Origin of the sequence: Cryobacterium sp. TMB1-7, from assembly GCF_004402435.1 — a bacterium.
GTDB lineage: Bacteria > Actinomycetota > Actinomycetes > Actinomycetales > Microbacteriaceae > Cryobacterium > Cryobacterium zongtaii.
This window is the reverse complement of record NZ_SOFZ01000020.1, coordinates 240,202-262,555: the sequence shown is the minus strand read 5'-3', so window position 1 is coordinate 262,555 and position 22,354 is coordinate 240,202. Positions and strand designations below refer to the sequence as shown.

At 68.2% G+C, this 22,354-nt stretch carries 22 protein-coding genes; 11 read left to right on the top strand and 11 right to left on the bottom strand.

Going from position 1 to position 22,354, the window contains the following annotated elements; translation table 11 throughout:
- Positions 1-50 precede the first annotated feature (50 nt).
- The 4 genes from rlmB to E3O60_RS08285 form a co-directional block, all read right to left on the bottom strand.
- Complete coding sequence (gene rlmB, locus E3O60_RS08300; protein ID WP_134497752.1) at positions 51-1,148, bottom strand: 23S rRNA (guanosine(2251)-2'-O)-methyltransferase RlmB; 1,098 nt, start codon at positions 1,146-1,148, stop codon at positions 51-53.
- Entirely contained in the window at positions 1,148-2,563 is a 1,416-nt protein-coding gene (gene cysS / locus E3O60_RS08295) for a cysteine--tRNA ligase (protein WP_088457052.1), read from the bottom strand. The genes rlmB and cysS overlap by 1 nt, the downstream gene beginning before the upstream one ends.
- Positions 2,560-3,813 carry a 2-C-methyl-D-erythritol 4-phosphate cytidylyltransferase gene (gene ispD, locus E3O60_RS08290; RefSeq protein ID WP_134497750.1) on the bottom strand — a complete coding sequence of 418 codons (1,254 nt, stop codon included), beginning with the start codon at positions 3,811-3,813 and terminating at the stop codon, positions 2,560-2,562. Before ispD ends, cysS begins: the two co-directional genes overlap by 4 nt.
- A 118-nt stretch (positions 3,814-3,931) precedes the next feature.
- A complete protein-coding gene (locus E3O60_RS08285; RefSeq protein WP_088457054.1) occupies positions 3,932-4,414 on the bottom strand; it encodes a CarD family transcriptional regulator in 483 nt (160 codons plus the stop codon).
- 192 nt (positions 4,415-4,606) lie between these two features.
- Here E3O60_RS08285 and E3O60_RS08280 point away from each other — a divergent pair, with 192 nt between their 5' ends.
- The gene (locus E3O60_RS08280) at positions 4,607-5,149 is read left to right on the top strand and encodes a hypothetical protein (protein WP_088457055.1); all 543 of its coding nucleotides are present in this window, start codon (positions 4,607-4,609) and stop codon (positions 5,147-5,149) included.
- An 84-nt stretch (positions 5,150-5,233) separates the two neighbouring features.
- Here the strand turns inward: E3O60_RS08280 and E3O60_RS08275 are convergent, their stop codons facing one another.
- Both E3O60_RS08275 and E3O60_RS08270 read right to left on the bottom strand, forming a co-directional pair.
- The gene (locus tag E3O60_RS08275) at positions 5,234-5,914 is read right to left on the bottom strand and encodes a response regulator transcription factor (RefSeq protein ID WP_088457056.1); all 681 of its coding nucleotides are present in this window, start codon (positions 5,912-5,914) and stop codon (positions 5,234-5,236) included.
- Positions 5,911-7,065 (bottom strand): cell wall metabolism sensor histidine kinase WalK, encoded by a 1,155-nt coding sequence (locus E3O60_RS08270; protein ID WP_088457057.1) that lies wholly within the window; start codon positions 7,063-7,065, stop codon positions 5,911-5,913. Before E3O60_RS08270 ends, E3O60_RS08275 begins: the two co-directional genes overlap by 4 nt.
- A 183-nt stretch (positions 7,066-7,248) precedes the next feature.
- Here E3O60_RS08270 and phoU point away from each other — a divergent pair, with 183 nt between their 5' ends.
- On the top strand, positions 7,249-7,908 hold the full coding sequence (gene phoU, locus E3O60_RS08265; protein WP_088457058.1) for a phosphate signaling complex protein PhoU: 660 nt from the start codon (positions 7,249-7,251) through the stop codon (positions 7,906-7,908).
- Positions 7,909-7,968: 60 nt separating this feature from the next.
- Here phoU and E3O60_RS08260 read toward each other — a convergent pair whose 3' ends face one another.
- Together E3O60_RS08260 and E3O60_RS08255 are read right to left on the bottom strand one after the other, a co-directional pair.
- A complete protein-coding gene (locus E3O60_RS08260) occupies positions 7,969-8,718 on the bottom strand; it encodes a phosphoglyceromutase (RefSeq protein ID WP_088457059.1) in 750 nt (249 codons plus the stop codon).
- Positions 8,719-8,794: 76 nt separating this feature from the next.
- On the bottom strand, positions 8,795-9,979 hold the full coding sequence (locus E3O60_RS08255; RefSeq protein ID WP_134497748.1) for a folate-binding protein YgfZ: 1,185 nt from the start codon (positions 9,977-9,979) through the stop codon (positions 8,795-8,797).
- Between the two features lie 157 nt (positions 9,980-10,136).
- Here E3O60_RS08255 and E3O60_RS08250 point away from each other — a divergent pair, with 157 nt between their 5' ends.
- The gene (locus tag E3O60_RS08250; protein WP_088457061.1) at positions 10,137-10,781 is read left to right on the top strand and encodes a Pr6Pr family membrane protein; all 645 of its coding nucleotides are present in this window, start codon (positions 10,137-10,139) and stop codon (positions 10,779-10,781) included.
- On the opposite strand, the gene E3O60_RS08245 is transcribed toward E3O60_RS08250, so the two are convergent.
- Positions 10,765-11,403: an FABP family protein gene (locus E3O60_RS08245; protein ID WP_103459220.1), complete on the bottom strand. Its 639-nt coding sequence runs from the start codon at positions 11,401-11,403 to the stop codon at positions 10,765-10,767. The two genes, E3O60_RS08250 and E3O60_RS08245, sit on opposite strands and share 17 nt — an antisense overlap.
- Before the next feature lie 171 nt (positions 11,404-11,574).
- Entirely contained in the window at positions 11,575-11,811 is a 237-nt protein-coding gene (locus tag E3O60_RS08240) for a hypothetical protein (protein ID WP_088457063.1), read from the bottom strand.
- A gap of 100 nt (positions 11,812-11,911) precedes the next feature.
- On the opposite strand from E3O60_RS08240, the gene E3O60_RS08235 reads away from it, so the two are divergent.
- From E3O60_RS08235 to pstB, 8 genes are all read left to right on the top strand, one after another.
- Positions 11,912-12,604, top strand: a complete 693-nt coding sequence (locus E3O60_RS08235) for a response regulator transcription factor (protein ID WP_088457064.1) — start codon at positions 11,912-11,914, stop codon at positions 12,602-12,604.
- The gene (gene mshD / locus E3O60_RS08230; RefSeq protein ID WP_241993227.1) at positions 12,579-13,496 is read left to right on the top strand and encodes a mycothiol synthase; all 918 of its coding nucleotides are present in this window, start codon (positions 12,579-12,581) and stop codon (positions 13,494-13,496) included. Before E3O60_RS08235 ends, mshD begins: the two co-directional genes overlap by 26 nt.
- A gap of 56 nt (positions 13,497-13,552) precedes the next feature.
- Entirely contained in the window at positions 13,553-15,727 is a 2,175-nt protein-coding gene (locus E3O60_RS08225) for an RNA degradosome polyphosphate kinase (protein WP_103432229.1), read from the top strand.
- A complete protein-coding gene (locus E3O60_RS08220; protein WP_088457067.1) occupies positions 15,724-16,665 on the top strand; it encodes an NUDIX hydrolase in 942 nt (313 codons plus the stop codon). The genes E3O60_RS08225 and E3O60_RS08220 overlap by 4 nt, the downstream gene beginning before the upstream one ends.
- 227 nt (positions 16,666-16,892) lie before the next feature.
- Positions 16,893-17,987 (top strand): phosphate ABC transporter substrate-binding protein PstS, encoded by a 1,095-nt coding sequence (pstS, locus tag E3O60_RS08215; RefSeq protein WP_370028165.1) that lies wholly within the window; start codon positions 16,893-16,895, stop codon positions 17,985-17,987.
- 153 nt (positions 17,988-18,140) lie between these two features.
- Positions 18,141-19,085 (top strand): phosphate ABC transporter permease subunit PstC, encoded by a 945-nt coding sequence (pstC, locus tag E3O60_RS08210; protein WP_088457069.1) that lies wholly within the window; start codon positions 18,141-18,143, stop codon positions 19,083-19,085.
- Entirely contained in the window at positions 19,085-20,176 is a 1,092-nt protein-coding gene (pstA, locus tag E3O60_RS08205; RefSeq protein WP_103432227.1) for a phosphate ABC transporter permease PstA, read from the top strand. Before pstC ends, pstA begins: the two co-directional genes overlap by 1 nt.
- Before the next feature lie 46 nt (positions 20,177-20,222).
- Positions 20,223-21,002 (top strand): phosphate ABC transporter ATP-binding protein PstB, encoded by a 780-nt coding sequence (pstB, locus tag E3O60_RS08200; RefSeq protein ID WP_088457071.1) that lies wholly within the window; start codon positions 20,223-20,225, stop codon positions 21,000-21,002.
- Between the two features lie 246 nt (positions 21,003-21,248).
- Here the strand turns inward: pstB and E3O60_RS08195 are convergent, their stop codons facing one another.
- Positions 21,249-22,139: an aminodeoxychorismate lyase gene (locus tag E3O60_RS08195; protein WP_134408115.1), complete on the bottom strand. Its 891-nt coding sequence runs from the start codon at positions 22,137-22,139 to the stop codon at positions 21,249-21,251.
- Positions 22,140-22,354 lie beyond the last annotated feature (215 nt).

The window sequence follows — 22,354 nt, the reverse complement described above, 5'->3', positions numbered from 1 at the left end:
CGACCCCGAAGGGACGATCCACGCCGTTCTCAGACGAACAACCTGGCGGGTTAGGCCTCCGCCGCCGCGGCAGCCTTGGCGGCCTTGGCCGCGAGGGCCTCGGCGCGCAGCTTGGAGATCTCGTACAGGGTGACACCGGCGGCGATTCCGGCGTTCAGCGACTCGGTGTTCGCGTTGATCGGGATCGACACGATGGCGTCGCAGGTCTCGGTGACGAGGCGGGACAGGCCCTTGCCCTCGCTGCCGACGACCACGACGATGGGACGCTCGGCATAGCCGAGGCCCAGCTCGGGCAGCTCGGTGTCGCCGCCGCCGTCGAGGCCGATCACGAGCATGCCGCGCTCCTTGAGCGCCTTGAGCGTCTGGGTGAGGTTGGGAGCCATGGCCACGGGCAGACGGGCGGCCGCACCGGCCGAGGTCTTCCAGGCCGACGCGGTCACGCCGACGGAACGCCGCTGCGGCACGATGACGCCGTGGCCGCCGAACGCCGCGGTGGAGCGGATGATCGCACCCAGGTTGCGCGGGTCGGTGATGCCGTCCAGCGCCACGAACAGCGGCTTGTGGCCGCGGCTGATGGTGAGGTCGAGCAGCTCGATCGGGTGCGCGTACTCGTACGCGGGCACCTTGAGCGCGAGGCCTTGGTGCACGGCGTCCTTACCGGAGAGCCGGTCGATTTCGGGGCGCATGACCTCGAGCACCGGGATGTTGCGGGTCGTGGCGAGCTTGAGGACTTCCTTGACCCGGTCATCCATTTCGATGCGGGTGGCCACGTACAGCGCCGACGCGGGGATCTTGGCGCGCAGCGCCTCGAGCACCGAGTTGCGGCCGGTGACGACCTCGAACTCGGCATCCGACTTTGCCTTGCGGGTAGACGAACCGCCGCCGCCGGTGTTGCCGGTTCCGGTGTTGCGGCCGGTGCGCGGGGCACCGGAGCCGCCCGGGGCGCGGCTGCGGCCGCCGCCGGCCGCGGCGAAGCGGTCCTTGGCGGCCTTGGCCTTACCGGCGGGGTGGTACGGACGGTCTTCGGCCTTGGGGGTGGGCTTCTTGCCCTCGAGAGCCTGACGGCCCTGGCCGCCGGAACCGACCTGCGGTCCCCTGCTGCCCTTGCGCACCGCGCCGGTGCGCGACTTGCGATCTGTGTTCTTCATCAGTCAAAACTCCAATGTGCACCCGACGGGGTGTCTTCGATGGTAATGCCGGCGGCGACGAGCTCGTCCCGGATACGGTCTGCAGCCGCGTAATCGCGGCTCTGCCTGGCGGTCTCCCGGTCGTCGAGCAGGCGCTCGACGAGGGCGGTGAGGGCCACCATGGCGGGTTCATCTGTCGCGACGGCCCAGCCGGGCGACAGGGGGTTGATGCCGAGGACTTCGCTCATCGCGAGAACCTGACCGCGCGCGGCCGCGGCCGCGTGCAGGTCCTCGGCGTCGAGGGCCGCGTTGCCGGCGCGCACGGTGTCGTGCAGCACGCCGAGCGCCTGCGGAACTGCGAGGTCGTCGTCCATGGCCGTGGCGAAGTCATCCGGCACGATCTCGACGCCGGAGCCGGCGAAGCGGGTGTCGGCCAGGCGCCGGTCGGCGCGGTCGAGGAAGCTCTCAATGCGTTCGAGGGCGGCCTCGGCCTCGGCCAGCGACCCCTCGTGGAAGTCGAGGGTGGACCTATAGTGCGCGGCGCCGAGGTAGTAGCGCACCACGATGGCGCGGGCCTGGTCGAGCAGCTCGGCCGCGTAGACCGAGTTGCCCAGCGACTTGGACATCTTCTGGCCGTTGGTGTTGACCAGGCCGTTGTGCACCCAGAAGTTCGCGAAACCGTCACCGGCCGCATTGGACTGGGCCAGCTCGTTCTCGTGGTGCGGGAAGCGCAGGTCGAGGCCGCCACCGTGGATGTCGAACTGCGGGCCGAGGTAACGAGCGGCCATGGCGGAGCATTCGATGTGCCAGCCGGGCCGGCCGGTTCCCCACGGGGAGACCCAGCCCGCCGAGGCAGGTTCGTCGGCCTTGTGACCCTTCCAGAGGGCGAAGTCGCGCGCGTCGCGCTTGCCGCGCGGGTCGGCGTCGGTGGCCGCTTCCATGTTGTCGGGGTTCTGCCGGGTCAGCTCGCCGTACGCGGGCCAGCTGCGGGTGTCGAAGTACACGTCGCCGGAGTCGTCGGCGGCCGGGTAGGCGTGCCCGTTGTCGATGAGGCGGCCGATGATGTCCTGCATCTCCTGCACACTCGCGGTGGCGCGGGGTTCGTAGGTGGGCGCCAGGATGCCCAGCTTCTGGTAACCGGCGGTGAACTCGAGCTCGAAGCGGTAGGCGAGCGCCCACCACTGCTCGGTGGTGCCCGCAGCGTTCAGGAGGATCTTGTCGTCGATGTCGGTGACGTTGCGGATGAAGGTGACATCGTTGCCGCGGTAGCTGAGCCAGCGGCGCAGCTGGTCATAGACCAGGGCGCTGCGCAGGTGACCGATGTGCGGCGACGACTGCACGGTGGGTCCGCAGACGTAGATTCCCACCTTGCCCGGAACGATCGGCAGGAAATCGCGAAGGGTCTGGGCCTTCGAGTCGTATAGTCGCATGCTCACTGGTTCAGTTTAGGCGAGGGTCGGTCGGATGCTCGGGTGGGGCTGATCGGGTGAAGCAGTGCGGTGGCCAGGGCGGCGATGCCCTCGCCGCGTCCGGTGAAGCCCAGAGCGTCGGTGGTGGTCGCCGATACCGACACCGGGGCGTGCAGGATGCCGGTGAGCAGTTCCTGGGCTTCGATCCGGCGAGGGGCGAGCTTGGGGCGGTTGCCGATGATCTGCACCGTCACGTTGCCGACCCTGTAGCCGGCCTCGGTGACCAGGCGCAGGGTCTCGGTGAGGAACACCTCGCCGTGTGCGTCGGTGAGGCGGGGGTCTGCGGTGCCGAAGACCTGGCCGATGTCGCCCAGCCCCGCGGCGGCGAGCATGGCGTCGCAGATGGCGTGCACGGCGGCGTCACCGTCGCTGTGCCCGGACAGGCCCCGCTCCCCCGGCCAGTGCAGGCCGGCCAGCCACAGGTCGCTGGTGTCATCGAAGGCGTGCACGTCCAGCCCCGTACCCACCCGCGGGTCGGTGGATGCCGGTGCGCCGACGTCGTCGCGGAGCAGGAGTTCGGCGCGGCGCAGGTCCCAGGCGGTCGTGACCTTGAATGCCAACGGGTCACCGGGGATGACGCTGACGGTGTTGCCGGATGCGGCGACCAGCGCCGCGTCGTCGGTGAGATCCTGCGCATCCGCTGACGGCAGGGTCGCGGCCCAGGCGAAGGCGGCGTCGAGCATGGCGCGGGGAAAGCCCTGCGGGGTCTGCACGGCGGAGAGCTGTGACCTGTCGACGGTGCCCAGGATGGTGGCAGCCGCGTCGACGCTCTTGATGGTGTCCACCACGGGAAGACCGGGCACAATTCCGTGGCCGGTGCTGCGGACGGCGGCCACCACGGCGTCGATCAGAACGGCGGGGGTCAGCGCTCTGGCGGCGTCGTGCACGAGCACCACGGTGGCACCGGACCGCACCACGGCGAGCCCGCGGGCCACGGATGCCTGCCGGGTGTCGCCGCCGGCGACGACGTCGAGGTACCATGCGGCGGGGCCGGCGACGCGGCCGGCGATGGTCCTGGTCTCGGCCAGGTGCGTCTCGGGCGCCACCACGATGACCTGGGCCGGTTCGTTCAGGCCGAACACGCCGGCGAGGGCGTGCTCGAGGATGCTGCGGTCCCCCAGCGGCACGAACGCCTTGGGCTGGTCTCTGCCGAGCCGGCTGCCGCTGCCGGCGGCGACGACGATGACCGCGACGGCGGATACCGGGAATTCAGTCATGTCTGGAGGCTATCTGGTGGGGCGCGGTGACGCAGGGTGGAAAGGGCTGGGTGAGGCTGGGGCTGAACGTGCGAAAGGCGGCACCGCGGGGTGCCGCCTGTCGTTGGAACAGGATCTTCTACGAGGCGAGCACCTCATCGAGCACGGTTGATGCCTGGTCCTCGTCGGTCTTCTCGGCCAGGGCCAGTTCGGAGATGAGGATCTGCCGCGCCTTCGCGAGCATCCGCTTCTCCCCGGCTGACAGGCCGCGGTCCTGATCCCGGCGCCACAGGTCGCGCACGACCTCGGACACCTTGATGACGTCGCCACTGGCAAGTTTCTCCAGGTTGGCCTTGTACCGGCGTGACCAGTTGGTGGGTTCTTCGGTGAACGGAGCGCGCAGGACCTCGAAGACCCGGTCGAGGCCGTCCTGACCGATCACGTCGCGCACACCGACAAGATCGACGTTCTCGGCGGGCACCTCGATGGTGAGGTCCCCCTGGGTGACGTTGAGTTTCAAATACAGTTTTTCTTCACCCTTGATGATGCGAGTTTTCACCTCGGTGATCGTCGCAGCGCCGTGGTGGGGATAAACGACTGTTTCGCCGACTTCAAATAACATGTATTGATATCCCTTCAGCAACGTCTATGATACCACCCCTCCCCGGCACCCTTTTGAGGGGATATTCGCGGCTCATCAGGGTCCGCCCTGCCCGGCACGATTCCGTAAGGTAAACTCGAGCCAAATCTGCAGCGTTCACGCCACTTGGGCTGAACGCTGAACTCTTGTGGAGGTCTTGTGAGAGCGCGAACCATGGCAACCGTCGTAGTGGCGGCCGGCATCCTGTTGGGCACCAGCGGATGCAATCTGTTCGCCCCCCAGGCGACGACCATCCAGTACGACGCCAGCGACGGCGTCAGCGGGGACCTGGGCGACTTGGCCATCCGCAACGCGATGCTGATCACCGAGGACGGTGAGAACGCCAACCTCGTCGTGCACGTGGTGAACAGCGCCGACGAAGACATCGAGCTGCTCGTGCAGTACGAGGGTGTCGACGAAAAGGTCGACACGACCCTGACGATCGACGCCAACGCGACCACCGAGATCGGGATCCCCGGTGGCGAGAGTGTCGCCGTCCAGAACCTCAACGCAACAGCGGGTTCGCTGTTCCCGGTGTACTTCCAGTACGGCGACCTGACCGGCCTCGAGCTTCTCGTGCCGGTGCTCGACGGCACCCTGGCGGAGTACTCCACCCTGGTGCCCACCGAACCTCCGGTTCCCACGGTGACACCGACGGAGCCCGCCGCCGAGGTCCCGGCGCCCGCGGCGACCCCGGAAGCCACCACGGCCCCGTAACTTCCGCGAACCGCATCACAATGCCCCGTGACCTTGGGTCACGGGGCATTCTGATGTTTCAGGGGCGGATGGCCGCCCGGCGGGTCAGGCCTCGAAGCGGTAGCCGAGCCCGCGCACGGTGACGAGCATCGTGGGCTCCGACGGCGTCGCCTCGATGCGCGAGCGGATGCGCTTGATGTGCACGTCGAGGGTCTTGGTGTCACCGAAGTAGTCGGTGCCCCAGACGCGGTCGATCAGCTGCCCGCGGGTAAGCACCCGGCCGGCGTTGCGCAGCAGGAACTCGAGCAGCTCGAATTCCTTCAGCGGCATGTTCACCACGGCGCCGGACACCGACACCGTGTGCCGTTCGATGTCCATCCGCACGGTGCCGGCGGCGAGGACGCCGTCATCCTCTTCGGCCGGATCGGTGTGCCGGCGCGACACAGCCCGGATGCGCGCGAGCAGCTCACGGGTCGAGTACGGCTTGGTGACGTAGTCGTCGGCGCCCAGCTCGAGCCCCACCACGATGTCCACCTCGGAGTCCTTGGCGGTCAGCATGATGATCGGCACCGCGGAGCGGGTGCGGATCTCCCGGCACACCTCGGTGCCGGGGAGGCCGGGGAGCATGAGGTCCAGCAGCACCAGATCGGCACCGGCCTTGTCGAATTCGGCGAGGGCGCTCGGGCCGTCCTCGGCCACCGTCACCTCGTAGCCCTCCCGTTCCAGCAGGAAGCTCAGCGGCTCGCTCAGCGCCTGCTCGTCTTCAACAAGAAGGATTCGGGTCATGGGGTGTCTCCTGTCGCCGCTGGTGCGGGGTGGGTCGCCTCTGGCAGGCGAATGGTGAAGGTCGAACCATGGCCGGGCTGTGACCAGACCCGGATGTCGCCGCCATGGATCTGCACGACGTGCTTGACGATGGCCAGGCCGAGGCCGGTGCCGCCGGTGTTGCGGGACCGGGCCTGGTCGACGCGGAAGAACCTCTCGAAGATCCGGTCCAGGTCGCTCTCCGGGATGCCGACGCCCTGGTCGGTGACGGTGACCTGGATCACCCCGTCCGACACTCGCGCCCCCACGCCGACCCTGGAGCCCGGCGCCGAGTAGTGCACGGCATTGGCGACCAGGTTGTGCACGGCCATCACGAGCAGTCTCTCGTCGCCGTAGACCTTGGCGCGGGACTTCTTGCCCAACGCGATGGTGATGCGGTCGGCATCTGCCACGACCCGGTTCTGGTCGATGCCGGCGGCCACGATGTCGTCGATGTCGAGCAGTTCAGGTTCCCGGAGGGCGTCTTGGGCCTGCAGCCTGGAGAGTTCGATGATCTCCTGGGTGAGCCGGGCCAGCCGGCCGGCCTCGGTGGTGAGGCGGTCGGCGAAACGCCGCACCTGCACGGGCTCGTCGGCGGCGTGGCCGAGGGCCTCGGCGAGCAGCCCGACGGCGGCGATCGGGGTCTTCAGTTCGTGGCTGATGTTGGCGACGAAGTCCCGGCGCACCTCGTCGAGCCTGAACGCCTCGGTGCGGTCCTCCGCGAGCAGCAGCACGTAGCGGGAGCCCAGCCGGGCCAACCGCACCCGCAGGTGCATGCTCGCGTCGCCGAACGGGCCCCTGGAGAGCACCAGCTCCTCCGACACGGCCTCTCCGGTGCGGCGCACGCCGCGGGCCAGGTCCAGCAGCTCCGGATGGGCCAGCTGCTGGTTCACCACCAGCCCCATGTTCAACGCCCCCGGCGAGGACTTGATCACGTTGTTCGACGGGTCCAGCACCAGCCCGGCGCTCTCCAACGCGTCGAGAACCTGGTCTATGCCGTCCGGAACCGCCGGGTTGACCACCTCGGCGGCCCGCTTGCCGTGCCGTTCCGCGACATACAGCAAGGTCACGAACCCGGCACCGACGGTGAGGCCCAGTGCCAGAGACAGCAACACAAGCCAGGTCGATTCCATTTCACCAGATTAGTGACTCTGGCACGAGTCGATCGCGACGGCAAGGGTGGGCACACGCTACTTTGGTAATTGTTCAGTCGCACGGCACCTGCCGTTAACCCTCGTTCGCCAATATTGTTCGGGGGCCAGGCGGGTCTCATGCGTTCGCGCGCTTTGGCGCGACCAGGAAGGACCACAGACACAATGCGAGAAGTATTTCAGCAAGAGCTCGCCGAGGTGCAGGACCGCCTCGCCGAGATCGCACGCCTCGTGGCCATCTCCATCGAGAAGGCCACCCAGGCTTTCAACAAGTCCGATGTGGCGCTGGCCGAAGAGGTCATCGCCGACGACGACAAGATCGACGCCCTCACCGTTGAGCTCGATGAGCTGGCCATCACCATCCTGGCCCGGCAGCAGCCGGTGGCCCGGGACCTGCGGATCGTCGTGAGCGCACTGCGCATCAGTGCATCGCTCGAGCGGATGGGCGACATGTCAACGCACATCTCGCAGCTGGCCAGGTACCGGTTCCCCGACAAGGTGATCCCCAAGAGCCTGCGCCCGACGTTCGCCGAGATGGGCGCTCTCGACGTGAAGATCGCGAAGATGCTCGCCGAGCTGCTCACCACCGAGGACATGCAGCTGGCCGAGGACATCCGCAACGAGGACGACAAGGTGGACGCGTTGCACCTGAGCGTGTTCGACGCCGTGCTCGGCGAGACGTGGAAGGGCCAGGCCGCCGACACCGTCGACGCCACCCTCGCCAGCCGTTACCACGAGCGGTTCGCCGACCACGCGGTGTCGATCGCCAAGAAGGTGCAGTACCTGGGCACCGGCGACTGGCACCAGCCGACGCCGACCGAATAGGTCGCATCCGCACACGAAAAAGCCCCCGTCAGCGACGGGGGCTTTTTGTTGGGCTGTGGGTTACTTCTTACCCTGGGCCGCGACGGCGGCGGCGCCGGCTGCGGCAGCGGCGGGGTCGAGGTACTCGCCGGCGCCGATCGGCTTGAGGTCTTCGTCGAGGCGGTAGACGAGCGGGATGCCGGTGGGGATGTTCAGCTCGGCGATGTCGGCGTCGGAGACACCGTCGAGGTGCTTCACCAGGGCGCGCAGCGAGTTGCCGTGCGCGGTGACGAGCACGGTCTTGCCGGTGCGGAGGTCCGCGGCGATGTCGGACTCCCAGTACGGCAGCATCCGGGCGATGACGTCCTTGAGGCTTTCGGTGCGGGGCAGGTCGTCACCGAGGTCCGCGTAACGCGCGTCGTTGGCCTGGGACCACTCGGAGGAGTCGTCGAGCACGGGCGGCGGCACGTCGAACGAACGACGCCAGGTCTGGAACTGCTCCGGACCGTAGGTGGCGAGGGTCTCGGCCTTGTCCAGGCCCTGCAGAGCGCCGTAGTGGCGCTCGTTGAGGCGCCAGGAGCGCTTGACGTCGATCCAGAGGCGGTCGGCCTCTTCGAGGGCGATGTTCGCGGTCTGGATCGCGCGGGTGAGCACGGAGGTGTGCAGGATGTCCGGCAGCAGACCGGACTCGGCCAACAGCTCGCCGGCGCGCAGAGCCTCGGCCCGGCCCTGGTCGCTCAGACGCACATCCACCCAACCGGTGAAGAGGTTTTGCTGATTCCAGGTGCTGTTGCCGTGGCGGAGGAGGATGAGGGTATAGGGAGCAGACATGCTCCAACTCTAGCGAGGCGCACGCGGACACACCGTACCCGTCTGCGTGACGAAAGTCCCGCCGGATACCCCGCATTCAGCCGCGGGGAACCCGCACGCCCAACCGCGGCAACCGCGGGATCTCCGCCACGGACCCGGCCGACTCCGGCACGATGACCTCCTGGCTGGCGGTGATCGAGAGGCCCTGGGAGAGCACGTGCAGGGTCACCGTTCCCGGCACCGTGCGCTTGATGACGGCGAGGGCGATCGGTCCGAGCTCGTAGTGGATGGCGCTGGAGGTGATGGCGCCCACGGTGCGGCGCTCGGGTGCGGCGTTGGCGACGAACCTGTCGCCCTGCACCTCGTCGCCGTGCGCGGGCAACACCGAATCGGAACCGTCCAGGTGCAGCAGCACCAGCCGGCGCGGCGGGTGGCCGAGGTTGTGCACCTTCGCGACGGTCTCCTGACCGCGGTAGCAGCCCTTGTTCAGGTGCACGGCGCTGCGCAGCCAGTCCAGTTCGTGCGGGATCGTGCGCTCGTCGGCGTCCAGGGCGCCGCGGGGGCGCCAGGCAGCAATGCGCAGCGCCTCCAGGGCCAGGATCCCCGCGGCCAGCACGGTGCCGGCGGCGATGGCGTCACGCAGAGCCGGCAACGACGACCGCGGGATCAGGACCTCAGTCCAGTGCCAGGCGGCGCCGGGGTGGTCGGTGTCGGCGGCGTACTGCCAGCCGCCCGGAGCGACCTCTGACCACGGGTCGCGCCAGACCAAGGGCACCCCGTTCGGGCTCGCCGGGCCGAGCGGGAGCGCCGCGGGGTCTGCGGCCATGGTGCCGATGGTGGCGTAGGCGAGGGTGTGGTCCACCACCTGCACACGCAGGGTGAACCGCATCCGGTCGAGCCAGGCCTGCAGGCCGGGCAGCTCGGCGGCCTCGACGAGCAGCCAGCTCTCCACTCCGTCGTCGATCAGGGCGATGGCGTATTCGAGGTGGCCGGCGGGGTCGAGCAGCAGGGTCTCGGTGGACTGGCCGGGAGTGAGGCCGCGCAGCTCCTGGCTGGACATCGAGTTGAGCCAGGTGAGCCGGTCGGGGCCGGCGATGGAGAGCACCCCGCGGTGGGACAGGTCCACGATGGCCGTCCCGGCCAGCAGCTTGCGTTGTTCGGTGTTCGGGCTCCCGTAGTGCGCGGCGACGCCGACGTCGATGCCGTCGGCTTGCACGGCGCCGTCGAGTTCGAGAAGCGGCGACCCTGCGGCGGCTGCGAGCGGTTCGGCGGTGGTGGTCATCGAGCTCTCCTTCGGTGAATGCTCCGGGCGCCCTGCCGACGAGACCGCCTGAGCGCTGTCGACAGGGGGGAACTCCGGCCCATATGCTAGCCCAACGGTCTGAGCGGTCCCCCGTATTCCCCTCACGTCCCGGCCGTCACCCGGCAAGGAGCTATAAATGCGTCTTCCCGCCCGTTCGATCGCCGCACTCCGCCTCAGTGCGGCGGCACTGACCCTGATCGCCGTCGGCGCCACGTTCTTCTCCACGGCGTCGCGGGCCACCATCAACCCGTTCAACTTCTTCGGGTTCTTCACCATCCAGTCCAACCTCCTGGCGGCCGCCGCGCTGAGCGCCACCGCGGTGTTGGTGCTGCTCGGCCGGACGGCGCCGGCCTGGCTGGTCCTGGCCAGGGCGGCGACCACGGCATACATGATCGTCGTCGGCCTGGTCTACAACACCCTGCTTGTCGGCCTGCCCGGCGGCGTGGAGCTGCCCTGGGCGAATACCGTGCTGCACGTTGTCTTCCCGGTGTATTGCCTGCTCGATTGGGCGCTCGTGGCTGACCGGGGGCCGCTACCGTGGCGCCGCCTGTGGGTGGTGCTGGTCTATCCGGTGCTCTGGTGCGCGGTTGTCCTGGTGCGCGGCGCGACGGACGGCTGGGTGCCGTACCCGTTCCTGAACCCGGTGACAGGGTACGGCTCGGTGCTGCTCTACGTGCTGCTGATCGCCGTGGCCGTCATCACGGCCGGCGCGGCGGTGTTCGGGCTCAGCCGGTTGCGCCCGGTCACGGTGCGCAGCGAGCCGGTCAGGACGCGCGGCTGAGCCGTCCGGACGCGTGCGATTGCAGGTCCTGGCCGAGCGCGGCGATGTCCCATGCCCAGAGCAGATGGCTGTCGACGAGGCCGTAGAGCCGGGTGGCGGCCGCGTACGGCTTGGCACCGCTGGTCTGCACGATGGCATCGGTGGCGAGATCGATGCGCGGACCCTTCACCTGGCCGAGGTAGAGCTCGATGATGCCGCCAGGATGCACCAGGCTCACCTCGATGTCGAAACCCCCGTCGGTGTTCCGCAGCGTCTCCACGGCTTCCGCGGTCTGGAACGGCGCCGGCCCGACACCGGGCAACAGGCCGGGGCCGGGGTCGCCGGCCTCTTGGGGGCGGCTGAGCCGCCAATAGCCGGTTTCGGTCATCAGCGGGACCGGTGCACCGGTCGGGGCGACGGTGCCGTCGGCATCCGGGTCGGCCGGTTCGGGCTCGAGCCAGGTATACGAGCTGTAGTTCAGGTGCGGCAGACCGTCGTGGCTGAAACTGATCCGGTGCCCGAACTCACGGGTGACCTTCTTGCCGTCAACTGTGTAGTCGAGGATCCCCGACCCCTCCCAGACGCCGATCAGCCACGACAGCGGAACGAGTTCGGACGGGAGGCCGACCGGAAGTTCGTACACGCTGGGTTACCGCTGGCCCCGGAACAGCTTGAACAGCACGATGCCGGATACCCAGGCGATCGACAGGCTGGCCAGCGCGAGGAGGCCCAGGAACAGGATTTCGAGTGCGAGCGTTGACATGCCCCAACTCTAGCCGTTGGCCGGCCGGAAGCCGCCAGGTGAGGCGAAGTGTTATACGAGGCCGATCAGGGCGAATAACCCCGTCGCGGCACCGAGAACGAGCACGGCACCCACCAGGCTGAGCGTGACTCTGTGCACGTAGCCTTCCTTCTGCCCCGTGGACAGTTGGGCGGCCAGGGTGAGGATCGTACAACCGGCCAGGGACAGGCTGACCCACACCAGCCGGTCCGCGGGGGCGACAAGGACGCCGGTCAGCACCGCACAGACGACGGCGACCAACCAAATCATCACTACACTCAAACGCTTCCAGCTCACTGTCCCATTCTGCACGCCCGAGTCGCATTCCGTGGCACGCTAGTATGGGCCGCACGATACTTGGAGGACCTGCGTGGCGCAGCTGTTGATCCTGACCTCGGCCCTGAATAATGACGTTCTACCGGCCCTGGCGTTGCTGTCCCACAGCACACGACTCATTCCGGCCCAGGCCGATCAGCTCGTCACAGCGCCCGATTCCGACCTGATTCTGGTCGACGCCCGGTCCAATCTGATGGCCGCCAAGTCGCTCTGCCAGATTCTGCGCACCACGGGAAGCAGTGTGCCGCTGCTCCTGGTGATCACCGAGGGCGGTCTGACCGCGGTCAGTCCGGACTGGGGTGTCGATGACGTGGTGCTGGACACCGCCGGCCCCGCCGAGGTCGATGCTCGCATCCGGCTCGCCGCCGGCCGCACCCCGCACAACTCGCCCTCCCCCACCATCCGCGCCGCCGGTGTCGTCATCGACGAGGCCAGTTACTCCGCCAAGGTGCACGGCAAACCGCTCGACCTCACCTATAAGGAATTCGAGCTGCTCCGCTTCCTCGCCGCGCACCCGTCGCGGGTGTTCACCCGGGAGCAGCTGCTCAGCGAGGTGTGGGGTTACGACTACTTCGGCGGCACGCGCACCGTCGACGTGCACGTGCGGCGGCTGCGCGCCAAGCTCGGCGACCAGGAGTCCCTGATCGGAACGGTGCGGAACGTCGGCTACCGGTTCAACGTGTACGAGGAAGAAGGAGATCGTGTCCCGCACTCTGTCGGCGCCTGACCTGTCCGACGCCGCTTTCGCGGCACGCTTCCACGACGTGGCCGATGCGGCTGCGCACACGGATGGCTACCGCCCGTTCAACGAACAGGCCTTGCTCGATGCCCGGTCGGGGCGGCGCAGCCCGCAGCTGCTGCTCGAGGGCGAAGAGGCTGTCGGCGCCGCGATCGTCGGGGAGGGGCAGATCGCCCTCGTCGTGCATCCGCGCTATCGCCGGCGCGGCCACGCCACCGCCGCGCTCCGCCGCCTGTTCGAGGATGAGGGCGGCATGTCCGGCGACCTCACCGCCTGGGCCCACGGCGACCTGCCCGGCGCCCGCACCCTGGCCGACAGGTTCGGCTTCAGCGCCGTGCGCACCCTGCTGCAGCTGGAACGTCCGCTGACCGACGCCGACACCGAGGCCTCCCCTGTGCTGCCCGACGGTGTCGCCATCACCGGGTTCCGGGCGGCCACCGCCGACGAGCCCGGCGACAACGCCGACTGGGTGAGCCTGAACGCGCTGGTCTTCGCCACGCATCCCGAGCAGGGCGCCGTCACCGAGGCCGATCTGGCCGCCCGCATGGCCGAACCCTGGTTCGACGCCGGCGACCTGCTGCTGGCCCGGGCGAGCACGGATGACGCCGCGCCCGGACGCATCCTGGGTTACAACTGGGTCAAGATCGAACCGGGCGCCCCGCTCGGCGAAATCTACGTGCTCGGCGTGCATCCGGATGCCGCCGGCGCAGGCCTCGGTCGCGCCCTCATGCTGGCGGGCCTGGCCCGCCTCCGGCGGCGCGGCTGCTCGAGCGTGGAACTGTATGTGGAGGCCGAGAGCGCCGGGCCGGTTCGCCTGTACCGCAGCCTCGGATTCACCGACCGCACGGTGGATGTGCAGTACCACCGTTCGCCTCGTTAACGTTCCGTTCACCGTGAACGTCGCGCCCGCTCGGCGCCGGGTGTCAAGATGGACAGATGGACGGCGACAACATCCCAGGCACCTCAGGGCTCGAGAGCGAACTCGACGACGATTTTGACCCCCAGATCGGCAAAAACGATCCGGCGCTACCGAGCGAGCGGTACCTCGACCGGGAGCTGAGCTGGCTGGCCTTCAACCAGCGGGTACTCGAACTCGCCGAGGACCCGGCCCTGCCGGTGCTCGAACGGGCGAACTTCCTGGCCATCTTCGCCAACAACCTCGACGAGTTTTTCATGGTGCGGGTCGCCGGCCTCAAGCGCCGCATCCTCACCGGGCTGGCCGTGCCCACCAATGTGGGCCGAGCCCCGCAGGATGTGCTCTCCGACATCGCCGCCGCCGCCCACGTGCTGCAGGACCGGCACGCTCACGCGTTCCAGGAGCTGGTGCGCCCGGCGCTGGCCGAACACGGCGTGGACATCGTCACCTGGGACAGCCTGAGCGACGTGGACCGCCGGTCGTTGCGCGGCTACTTCGGCAATCAGATCTTCCCGGTGCTGATGCCGCTGGCCGTCGACCCCGCGCACCCGTTCCCCTATATTTCCGGTCTGTCGCTGAACCTGGCCGTGCGCCTGCACAGCTCCAAGACCGGCAAGCAGGAGTTCGCCCGCCTCAAGGTGCCCTCCATGCTGCCGCGCTTCGTGCGGGTGGACCGCACCGAGTCCGTCGACAAGGTGCGCTTCATCACCCTCGAGGACCTCATTGCCAACCACCTCGAGGACCTCTTCCCCGGCATGGACATCCTCGAACACCACGTGTTCAGGGTCACCCGCAACGAGGACGTCGTCATCGAGGAAGACGACACCGAGAACCTGATCAAGGCCCTTGAGAAGGAGCTGCTGCGCCGCCGGTTCGGCCCGCCCATTCGCCTCGAGGTCACCGAGGACATGGACGAGGTGACCCTGGGCCTGCTCGTGCGTGAACTCGACGTGACCGAGCAGGAGGTGTACAGGCTGCCGGCGCCCCTGGACCTCGGCGGGCTGTTCGATCTGCGCATCGACCGTCCCGACCTGCACTACACGAAGCACGTGCCCACCACGGCCGCGCAGCTGCTCACCGGCGAACCCAACGACGAACCCGACATCTTCCGCGCCATCAGCCGCGGCGACGTGCTGCTGCACCACCCGTACGAATCCTTCGCGACCAGCGTGCAGGCGTTCCTCGAGCAGGCCGCCGCGGACCCGAACGTGCTGGCCATCAAGCAGACCCTGTACCGTACCTCCGGCGACAGCCCGATCGTGGAGGCGTTGATTGCCGCCGCGGAATCGGGCAAGCAGGTTCTCGCCCTGGTGGAGATCAAGGCCCGCTTCGACGAGCAGGCGAACATCTCCTGGGCGCGCAAGCTGGAGAAGGCCGGCGTGCACGTTGTCTACGGCCTCGTGGGCCTGAAAACACACTGCAAGCTGGCCCTGGTGGTGCGTTATGAGAAGGGCGTGCTGCGGCACTACAGCCACATCGGCACCGGCAACTACAACCCCAAGACCAGCCGCATCTACGAAGACATGGGGCTGCTGACCGCGGATGACCAGGTCGGCAAGGACCTGACCCGGCTGTTCAACGAGCTCTCCGGCTACGCGATCGAGAAGAAGTTCAAGCGCCTGCTGGTTGCTCCCCTCCACCTGCGCAAGGCCCTGCTCAAGCGCATCGCCGATGAAACCGCGAACGCGCTGGCCGGCAAGCCCGCCGGCATCCGCATCAAGGTCAACTCGATGGTGGACGAGGACATCATCGACGCGCTGTACCGCGCCAGCCAGGCCGGTGTGCCCGTTGACGTGTGGGTACGCGGCATCTGCAGCCTCAAGCCCGGCGTGCCCGGCATGAGCGAGAACATCCGGGTGCGGTCGATCCTGGGCCGCTACCTCGAGCACTCGCGGATCTTCTCCTTCCACACCCTGGGCGAGACCCAGGTCTACATCGGCAGCGCGGACATGATGCACCGCAACCTCGACCGTCGGGTGGAGGCGCTGGTGCGCCTGGTCGACCCGCGGCACCTGGGCGAGGTGGATGCCCTGTTCACCCGGGCGATGGACGAGCGCACCTCGTCGTGGTGGCTCGACGAGAACGGTGAGTGGACCCGGCACCACCAGGACGCCGACGGGAAGCCGCTGGACGACATGCAGAACCGGTTGATGCAGCAGATCGGCCAGCGCAAGCGACCCGTGAGCCGCCGATGAGCGACCTCGCCCCCGTGTTCGCGGCCGGAGCCGTCTGCTGGCGCCTCATCGACGGCCGGATGCACGTGCTGCTGATCCACCGCACCGTGCACGGCGACATCACCATCCCCAAGGGCAAGGTCGACCCCGGCGAGACGCTGCCGGTCACAGCCGTGCGGGAGATCGAGGAAGAGACCGGGCTGGCCATCGCCCTGGGCGTCCCGCTGGGCGTGTCGGAGTACCCGATGCCCAACGGCAAGGCCAAGATCGTGCACTACTGGGCCGCCGAGGTGCTGCCGGAGCACATTCTGCGCTCCACCTTTGTGCCCAACGGTGAGGTCGCCGCCCTGGAATGGGTGACCATCAAGAAGGCCAGGACCTACCTCAGCTACGCCCCGGACGTGGAGATCATCGACGCGTTCGCCCGCCTGGTGGCCCAGGGCATCACGAGCACCTTCGCGATCATCGCGCTGCGCCACGCCAAGGCCACCGCGCCGCACGACTGGTCTGGCCCGGACGCCACCCGCCCGCTCAGCGAACGCGGCGTGACCCAGGCCGCCGCCCTGGTCCCCACGGTGAGCGCCTGGCAGCCGCAGCGCATCTTCACCAGCACCGCCACCCGCTGCGTGACCACCGTGGCACCGCTGTCGGCCGCGACAGGGGTGCCGTTCAAGCGCACCGACCTGATCAGCCAGGACGCTTGGGAGCAGGGCACCTCCGATGTGCGCCACAACGTAGGCAAGCGCATCCGCGCCCGCAAGACCGCGGTGCTCTGCAGCCACGGCCCGGTCCTGCCAGACATCCTGCGCGAGATCGCCCTGGCGACGGGCTCCCCGATGACCCAGCAGCTGGGCAACGCCGCGGCGTTGTCGCCCAGCGGGTTCTCGGTCGTGCACCTCTCCAGCGACAACCCGAGCGCGGGCATCCTCGCCATCGAGACCCACCCGCCGCGCCTCTAACAAGGTTCTCCCAGCGCTCACAGACCCGACCGGGACTGCGGGCGCTGATGTGCGCAGCGCAGGTGGCACGAGGTCCACTCGACGGATGTCGTTTACCTCCCGTTCACCAAGGAGGGGGAGTGTCGTTAACCACACGGATTAGCGTCTACCGAGGGCCAGCACCGGCCCGAAGTTCGCAGGATTCTCCTGTGATCGCATTCCCTGTAGTCAACCTGAAAAGGATCCTTGTGAATCTCATGCGTTTTGGCCGCCCCGCGGTCATTGCTATTGCCGCAGCCCTCGTTCTTTCCTCCTGCGCCTCGAACGAAGCCGGCAGCACGGCTACCGACGACGCCGCGGACAGCACCCTCACCGGCACGATCAACGCCGCGGGCGCCTCCTCGCAGGGCTCGGCCCAGGAAGCGTGGATCTCCGCTTTCCAGACGGCCAACCCGGACGTCACCATCAACTACGACCCGTCGGGCTCCGGCGCCGGCCGCGAGACCTTCATCGCCGGCGGCACCGACTTCGCCGGTTCTGACTCCTACCTGAGCGACGAGGAGCTGGCCGGCACGTTCGCCGCTTGCGCCCCCGACACCCTCGCCGTCGACCTGCCGGTCTACATCTCCCCGATCGCCGTCATCTTCAACGTTGAGGGCGTCACCGACCTCAACCTGGATGCCGACACGCTCGCCAAGATCTTCACCGGCGCCATCACCACCTGGAACGACCCGGCCATCGTCGCGCTGAACGCCGACGCCGACCTGCCGGCCACCGCGATCACCGCCGTGCACCGCTCGGACGACTCGGGTACCACCAAGAACTTCGCGGACTACCTCTTCCAGGCCGCACCCGACGTGTGGACCGAAAAGCCGGCCGACCCGTTCCCGTACGCCACCGGTGAGGGCGCCCAGGGCACCTCCGGTGTCGTCGACGCCGTCACCAACGGCACCGGCACCATCGGCTACGCCGACGCTTCCCGCGCCGGTGACCTCGGTGTCGCCAAGATCAAGGTCGGCGACGAGTTCGTCGAGTACACGGCCGAGGCCGCCGCAGCAGTCGTCGACGGTTCGCCGCTCGTCGAAGGCCGCGCCGACAACGATCTGGCCGTCAAGCTGGACCGCCTCACCACCGACGCGACGCACTACCCGCTCGTTCTGGTGAGCTACGCGCTGGTCTGCACCGAGTACGCGGACGCCGAACAGGGCGCCCTCGTCAAGGAGTACGTCAGCTACATGGCCAGCGAGGACGGCCAGGCTGAGGCTGCGGCATCCGCCGGCGCCGCACCGCTGTCCGCTGACCTGCAGGCCAAGGTTGCCGCTGTCCTCGAGACCGTCAAGTAACTCAACATCCGCTGAGCTTCCGGCTTCAGTAACACCGCCCGGCAGGGCGATCGCGTTGCACGCGGTCGCCCTGTCGGGCACACTGAGGCTTGGGGTCCGGCTCAAGATCCACCCTTACCGGTAACACCTCACCCCTCCAGGGAGACGCTCGGAATGACGACCGCAGTTGACCGTATTGCGATCAAGGCCAAGGAACGACCGGGCGACCGCATCTTCTCCACCGCAACGGTGGTAGCAGGCAGCCTGATCCTGGCCATGTTGGCCGCCGTGGCCCTGTTCCTCTTCGTGCAGAGCATCCCCGCCTTCGTGGCGCCGGCTGACGCCTTCAAGGGCGACTTCAGCAACTTCTGGTCCTACGTGGCCCCGCTGGCCTTCGGTACGGTCTGGTCGGCCTTCCTGGCCCTGCTGATGGCCGTGCCCGTCGCCATCGCCGTGGCCCTCTTCATCTCGCACTACGCCCCGCGCAAACTCGCGCAGGGCCTGGGCTACCTCATCGACCTCCTCGCCGCCGTTCCCTCCGTGGTCTTCGGCCTCTGGGGCATCGGAGTGCTGGCCCCGATGGTGCAGCCGTTCTACGCCAACCTCGTCGACTGGTTCGGCTGGTTCCCGCTGTTCGCCGGCCCCGTGTCCGGCACCGGCCGCACGATCCTCACCGTGGCCATCGTGCTCGCCGTGATGGTGCTGCCGATCATCACCGCCATCTGCCGGGAGATCTTCCTGCAGACCCCGGTGCTCTACGAGGAAGCCTCGCTGGCCCTCGGCGCCACCCGCTGGGAAATGATCACCATGGCCGTGCTGCCCTTCGGCCGCGCCGGCATCATCTCCGCCGCCATGCTGGGCCTGGGCCGCGCGCTCGGCGAGACCATGGCCGTGGCCATGGTGCTCTCCCCCAACCCCGAGGTGATCTTCCAGCTGCTCACCTCGCAGAACTCCAACACCATCGCGGCCAACATCGCGCTGAACTTCCCCGAGGCACACGGCGTGGGGGTCAACATCCTGCTGGCCACCGGCCTCGTACTCTTTGTCATCACGCTGATCGTGAACATGATCGCCCGCGTGATCATCAACCGCCGCAAGGCCTTCTCAGGAGCGAATTGATGAGCATCACCATGACCGCCTCCTCTCCCGTGACGAACTCCCTCACCGCCGGCAAACTGCCCAAGAACGCCCCCATGATGGTGCTCGCCGCCAGCTGGCTGGTCGTGGGCGCCATCTTCGCGGTGATCTTCCTCTCCGGCGCGACCGAGAGCTTCAACTGGGCCGGCACGCTGTTCTTCGGAACCGTCCTGTACTGCATCGCCCTGTTCCTGTTCTCCTACTTCGTCGAGGGCACCCGCCGGGCCAAAGACCGCCTGGTCACCGCCCTGGTCACCATCGCGTTCGTGGTGGCGCTGATCCCGTTGATCTCCCTGGTCGGCACGACCATCGTCAACGGGCTGCCCGCCTTCATGACCCCCACCTTCTTCACCGAGTCCCAGCGGAACGTCGTGGGCGCCGGCGGCGGGGCCCTGCACGCCATCGTCGGAACCCTCTTCGTCACCGGGTTGGCCACCCTCATCTCGGTGCCGATCGGGCTGCTCACGGCCATCTACCTCACCGAATACGGTCGCGGCCGGCTCGCCCGCGGCATCACCTTCTTCGTCGACGTGATGACCGGCATCCCCTCGATCGTGGCCGGCCTGTTTGCCTACGCCCTGTTCTCGCTGCTGTTCAACGACCCCGGCATCCGGTTCGGCTTCGGCGGCTCGGTGGCTCTGTCGGTGCTGATGATCCCGGTGGTGGTGCGCTCGAGCGAAGAGATGCTCAAGCTGGTGCCCAACGAGCTGCGCGAGGCCGCCTACGCACTCGGTGTGCCCAAGTGGCTGACCATCGTGAAGGTGGTGCTGCCGACGTCACTGGCCGGCATCGTCACGGGCATCATGATCTCGATCTCCCGCGTGATCGGCGAGACCGCGCCGTTGCTGATCGTCGCCGGCTTCACCGCCAGCATGAACTACGACCTGTTCAACGAGCGGATGATGACCCTGCCGGTGTTCGTTTACAACCAGTACGCCAGCCAGGGCGCCGATTCGCAGGCCTACATCGACCGGGCCTGGGCAGGTGCGCTCACCCTGATCGTGATCGTCATGCTGCTCAACCTCGTGGCCCGGCTGGTCGCGCGCACCTTCTCCCCCAAACTCGGCCGCTGACGCAGCCGCCGCCCAGACTCCAGCTTCAACAGATTCGAAGGAACACATGTCCAAGCGCATTGAAGTCAACGACCTCGACGTCTACTACAGCAAATTCCTCGCCGTGGAGGGCGTGTCGCTGACCATTGAACCGCGCACGGTGACCGCGCTGATCGGCCCCTCCGGCTGCGGCAAGTCCACGTTCCTGCGCACCCTCAACCGCATGCACGAGGTAATCCCCGGCGCTCACGTCGACGGTGAAGTGCTCATCGACGGCAACAACCTCTACGGCCCCGGCGTCGACCCGGTGCTCGTGCGCCGTCAGGTCGGCATGGTGTTCCAGCGGCCCAACCCGTTCCCCACCATGTCGATCGGTGACAACGTTCTGGCCGGCGTCAAGCTGAACAACCGTCGGATGGCCAAGAGCGACGCCGACGCGCTGATCGAACGCTCGCTGAGCGGCGCGAACCTCTGGAACGAGGTGAAGGACCGCCTGGACAAGCCCGGCTCGAGCCTCTCCGGCGGCCAGCAGCAGCGTCTCTGCATCGCCCGCGCCATCGCCGTGCAGCCCGACGTGATCCTGATGGACGAGCCCTGCTCGGCGCTCGACCCGATCTCCACCCTCGCGATCGAGGACCTCATCGAAGAGATGAAGACCGACTACACGATCGTCATCGTGACGCACAACATGCAGCAGGCCTCGCGGGTTTCGGACCGCACCGCGTTCTTCAACATCGCGGGCACCGGCAAGCCGGGCAAGCTCATCGAGTACGACGACACCACCACGATCTTCTCCAATCCCACCGTGCAGGCCACCGAGGACTACGTCTCCGGCCGCTTCGGCTAACCACGCACCCGTTGCTCCCGCCGCCCGGTCGACCCCAAGGTCGCCCGGGCGGTCTTTCGTTCCCGCCGTGCGTGTTCCCCGTCTACCACCGTCGTGTCGCGAAAGCGGCCAAACGGTCACCTCGTGCCCCGCGAAGCAGCCACGCGGCCGCTCTCGCGGAACCGTCGTGTCGCGAGAGCGGCCAAACGGTCACCTCGTGCCCCGCGAAGCAGCCACGCGGCCGCTCTCGCGCCACGGGTGGCTGCGCTAGGCGCCGGTGCGAGCCAGCAGGGACGCGTTCAGGGCGCGGGTGAGCTCGGTGTCGTGGGGGAACTCCACGCCGTCCAGGGCGATCACAGCGACCGCGAGACGCACGCTGGAGACCAGCCACGCCGCATCCGCCGCCCGCAGCTCATCGACCGTGACATCGCGGTACTCGACGCTCTCCCCGTGCGCGGTGAGGTACTCGAACACGCTCTGCTGGGTGGTGCCGTGCAGGATGGCGCCGCTCGGCGCCGGAGTGACGTAACGGCCGTCGATGCGCAGAATCACGCTCGACGTGGGGCCCTCCATGACATAGCCGTCGTGGGTGAGGAAGATGGTGTCATCGGCGCCACGGCGCTTGGCCTCGCGCAGGGCAGCCATATTGATGGCATAGCTGAGGGTCTTGGCGCCCATCAGCAGCCAGGGTGCCTGCTCGGCGACCCCGCGCGGGTACCCGCGGTCGAGGGTGATCACCCTGATGCCGTGCTCGCGTACCGCGGTGAAGTCGGCGGCGCGGGTGGCGTGCAGCCAGGCGGTGGGCGCGGGTCCGTGCTCGACGCCGCGGCTGAGCACGAACTTGAGCGCCAGTTCGCCCTCGCCGGGGATCCGGGCCACTGCATAGGCGATCGCGGCGCGCCACTGGGCGGGGTTGGGCACCGGCAGGTCGCAGATCTGGGCGGAGTTGATGAGCCGGCTGATGTGCGGCTCAACCTCTTGCGGGTGCCCGTTGACCACGCTGAGGGTCTCGAAGATGCCGTCGCCGCGTTGGGTGCTCAGCTCGGCGACCCGCAGTGCCGGGGCGCCGGAGTCGATCTCGTGGAACGTGTCCACGAAGTCGGTGCGGGTGGAGTCGGCCGGCTCCGGGTCGATGAGCAGCGTGAAAGGCAGGGTCATGTCTCGAGCCTACCCACCCGGCGCAGCCGGCCTCCAGCTCTAGGGCACACAGCGAGCATGCGCCAGCGAGTTGCCATTTGGCGCCCCTTCCGGCTCCCTGAAGGGGCCCGAACCGGCAACTCACCGCTGGGTGCGGGGCCGACTTGCCAGTTGCTGCCCCTTCCGGCGGGGGGGGGGCTTTGCGGCAAGTAAGGATGCTGCCGGCCAGCGACTTC

Coding starts and splice junctions, on each gene's coding strand:
- rlmB (WP_134497752.1), bottom strand. CDS start 1,148: ATGAAGAACACAGATCGCAAGTCGCGCACCGGCGCGGTGCGCAAGGGC.
- ispD (WP_134497750.1), bottom strand. CDS start 3,813: ATGACTGAATTCCCGGTATCCGCCGTCGCGGTCATCGTCGTCGCCGCC.
- E3O60_RS08285 (WP_088457054.1), bottom strand. CDS start 4,414: ATGTTATTTGAAGTCGGCGAAACAGTCGTTTATCCCCACCACGGCGCT.
- E3O60_RS08280 (WP_088457055.1), top strand. CDS start 4,607: ATGGCAACCGTCGTAGTGGCGGCCGGCATCCTGTTGGGCACCAGCGGA.
- E3O60_RS08275 (WP_088457056.1), bottom strand. CDS start 5,914: ATGACCCGAATCCTTCTTGTTGAAGACGAGCAGGCGCTGAGCGAGCCG.
- E3O60_RS08270 (WP_088457057.1), bottom strand. CDS start 7,065: ATGGAATCGACCTGGCTTGTGTTGCTGTCTCTGGCACTGGGCCTCACC.
- phoU (WP_088457058.1), top strand. CDS start 7,249: ATGCGAGAAGTATTTCAGCAAGAGCTCGCCGAGGTGCAGGACCGCCTC.
- E3O60_RS08260 (WP_088457059.1), bottom strand. CDS start 8,718: ATGTCTGCTCCCTATACCCTCATCCTCCTCCGCCACGGCAACAGCACC.
- E3O60_RS08255 (WP_134497748.1), bottom strand. CDS start 9,979: ATGACCACCACCGCCGAACCGCTCGCAGCCGCCGCAGGGTCGCCGCTT.
- E3O60_RS08250 (WP_088457061.1), top strand. CDS start 10,137: ATGCGTCTTCCCGCCCGTTCGATCGCCGCACTCCGCCTCAGTGCGGCG.
- E3O60_RS08240 (WP_088457063.1), bottom strand. CDS start 11,811: ATGATTTGGTTGGTCGCCGTCGTCTGTGCGGTGCTGACCGGCGTCCTT.
- E3O60_RS08225 (WP_103432229.1), top strand. CDS start 13,553: ATGGACGGCGACAACATCCCAGGCACCTCAGGGCTCGAGAGCGAACTC.
- E3O60_RS08220 (WP_088457067.1), top strand. CDS start 15,724: ATGAGCGACCTCGCCCCCGTGTTCGCGGCCGGAGCCGTCTGCTGGCGC.
- pstC (WP_088457069.1), top strand. CDS start 18,141: ATGACGACCGCAGTTGACCGTATTGCGATCAAGGCCAAGGAACGACCG.
- pstA (WP_103432227.1), top strand. CDS start 19,085: ATGAGCATCACCATGACCGCCTCCTCTCCCGTGACGAACTCCCTCACC.
- pstB (WP_088457071.1), top strand. CDS start 20,223: ATGTCCAAGCGCATTGAAGTCAACGACCTCGACGTCTACTACAGCAAA.
- E3O60_RS08195 (WP_134408115.1), bottom strand. CDS start 22,139: ATGACCCTGCCTTTCACGCTGCTCATCGACCCGGAGCCGGCCGACTCC.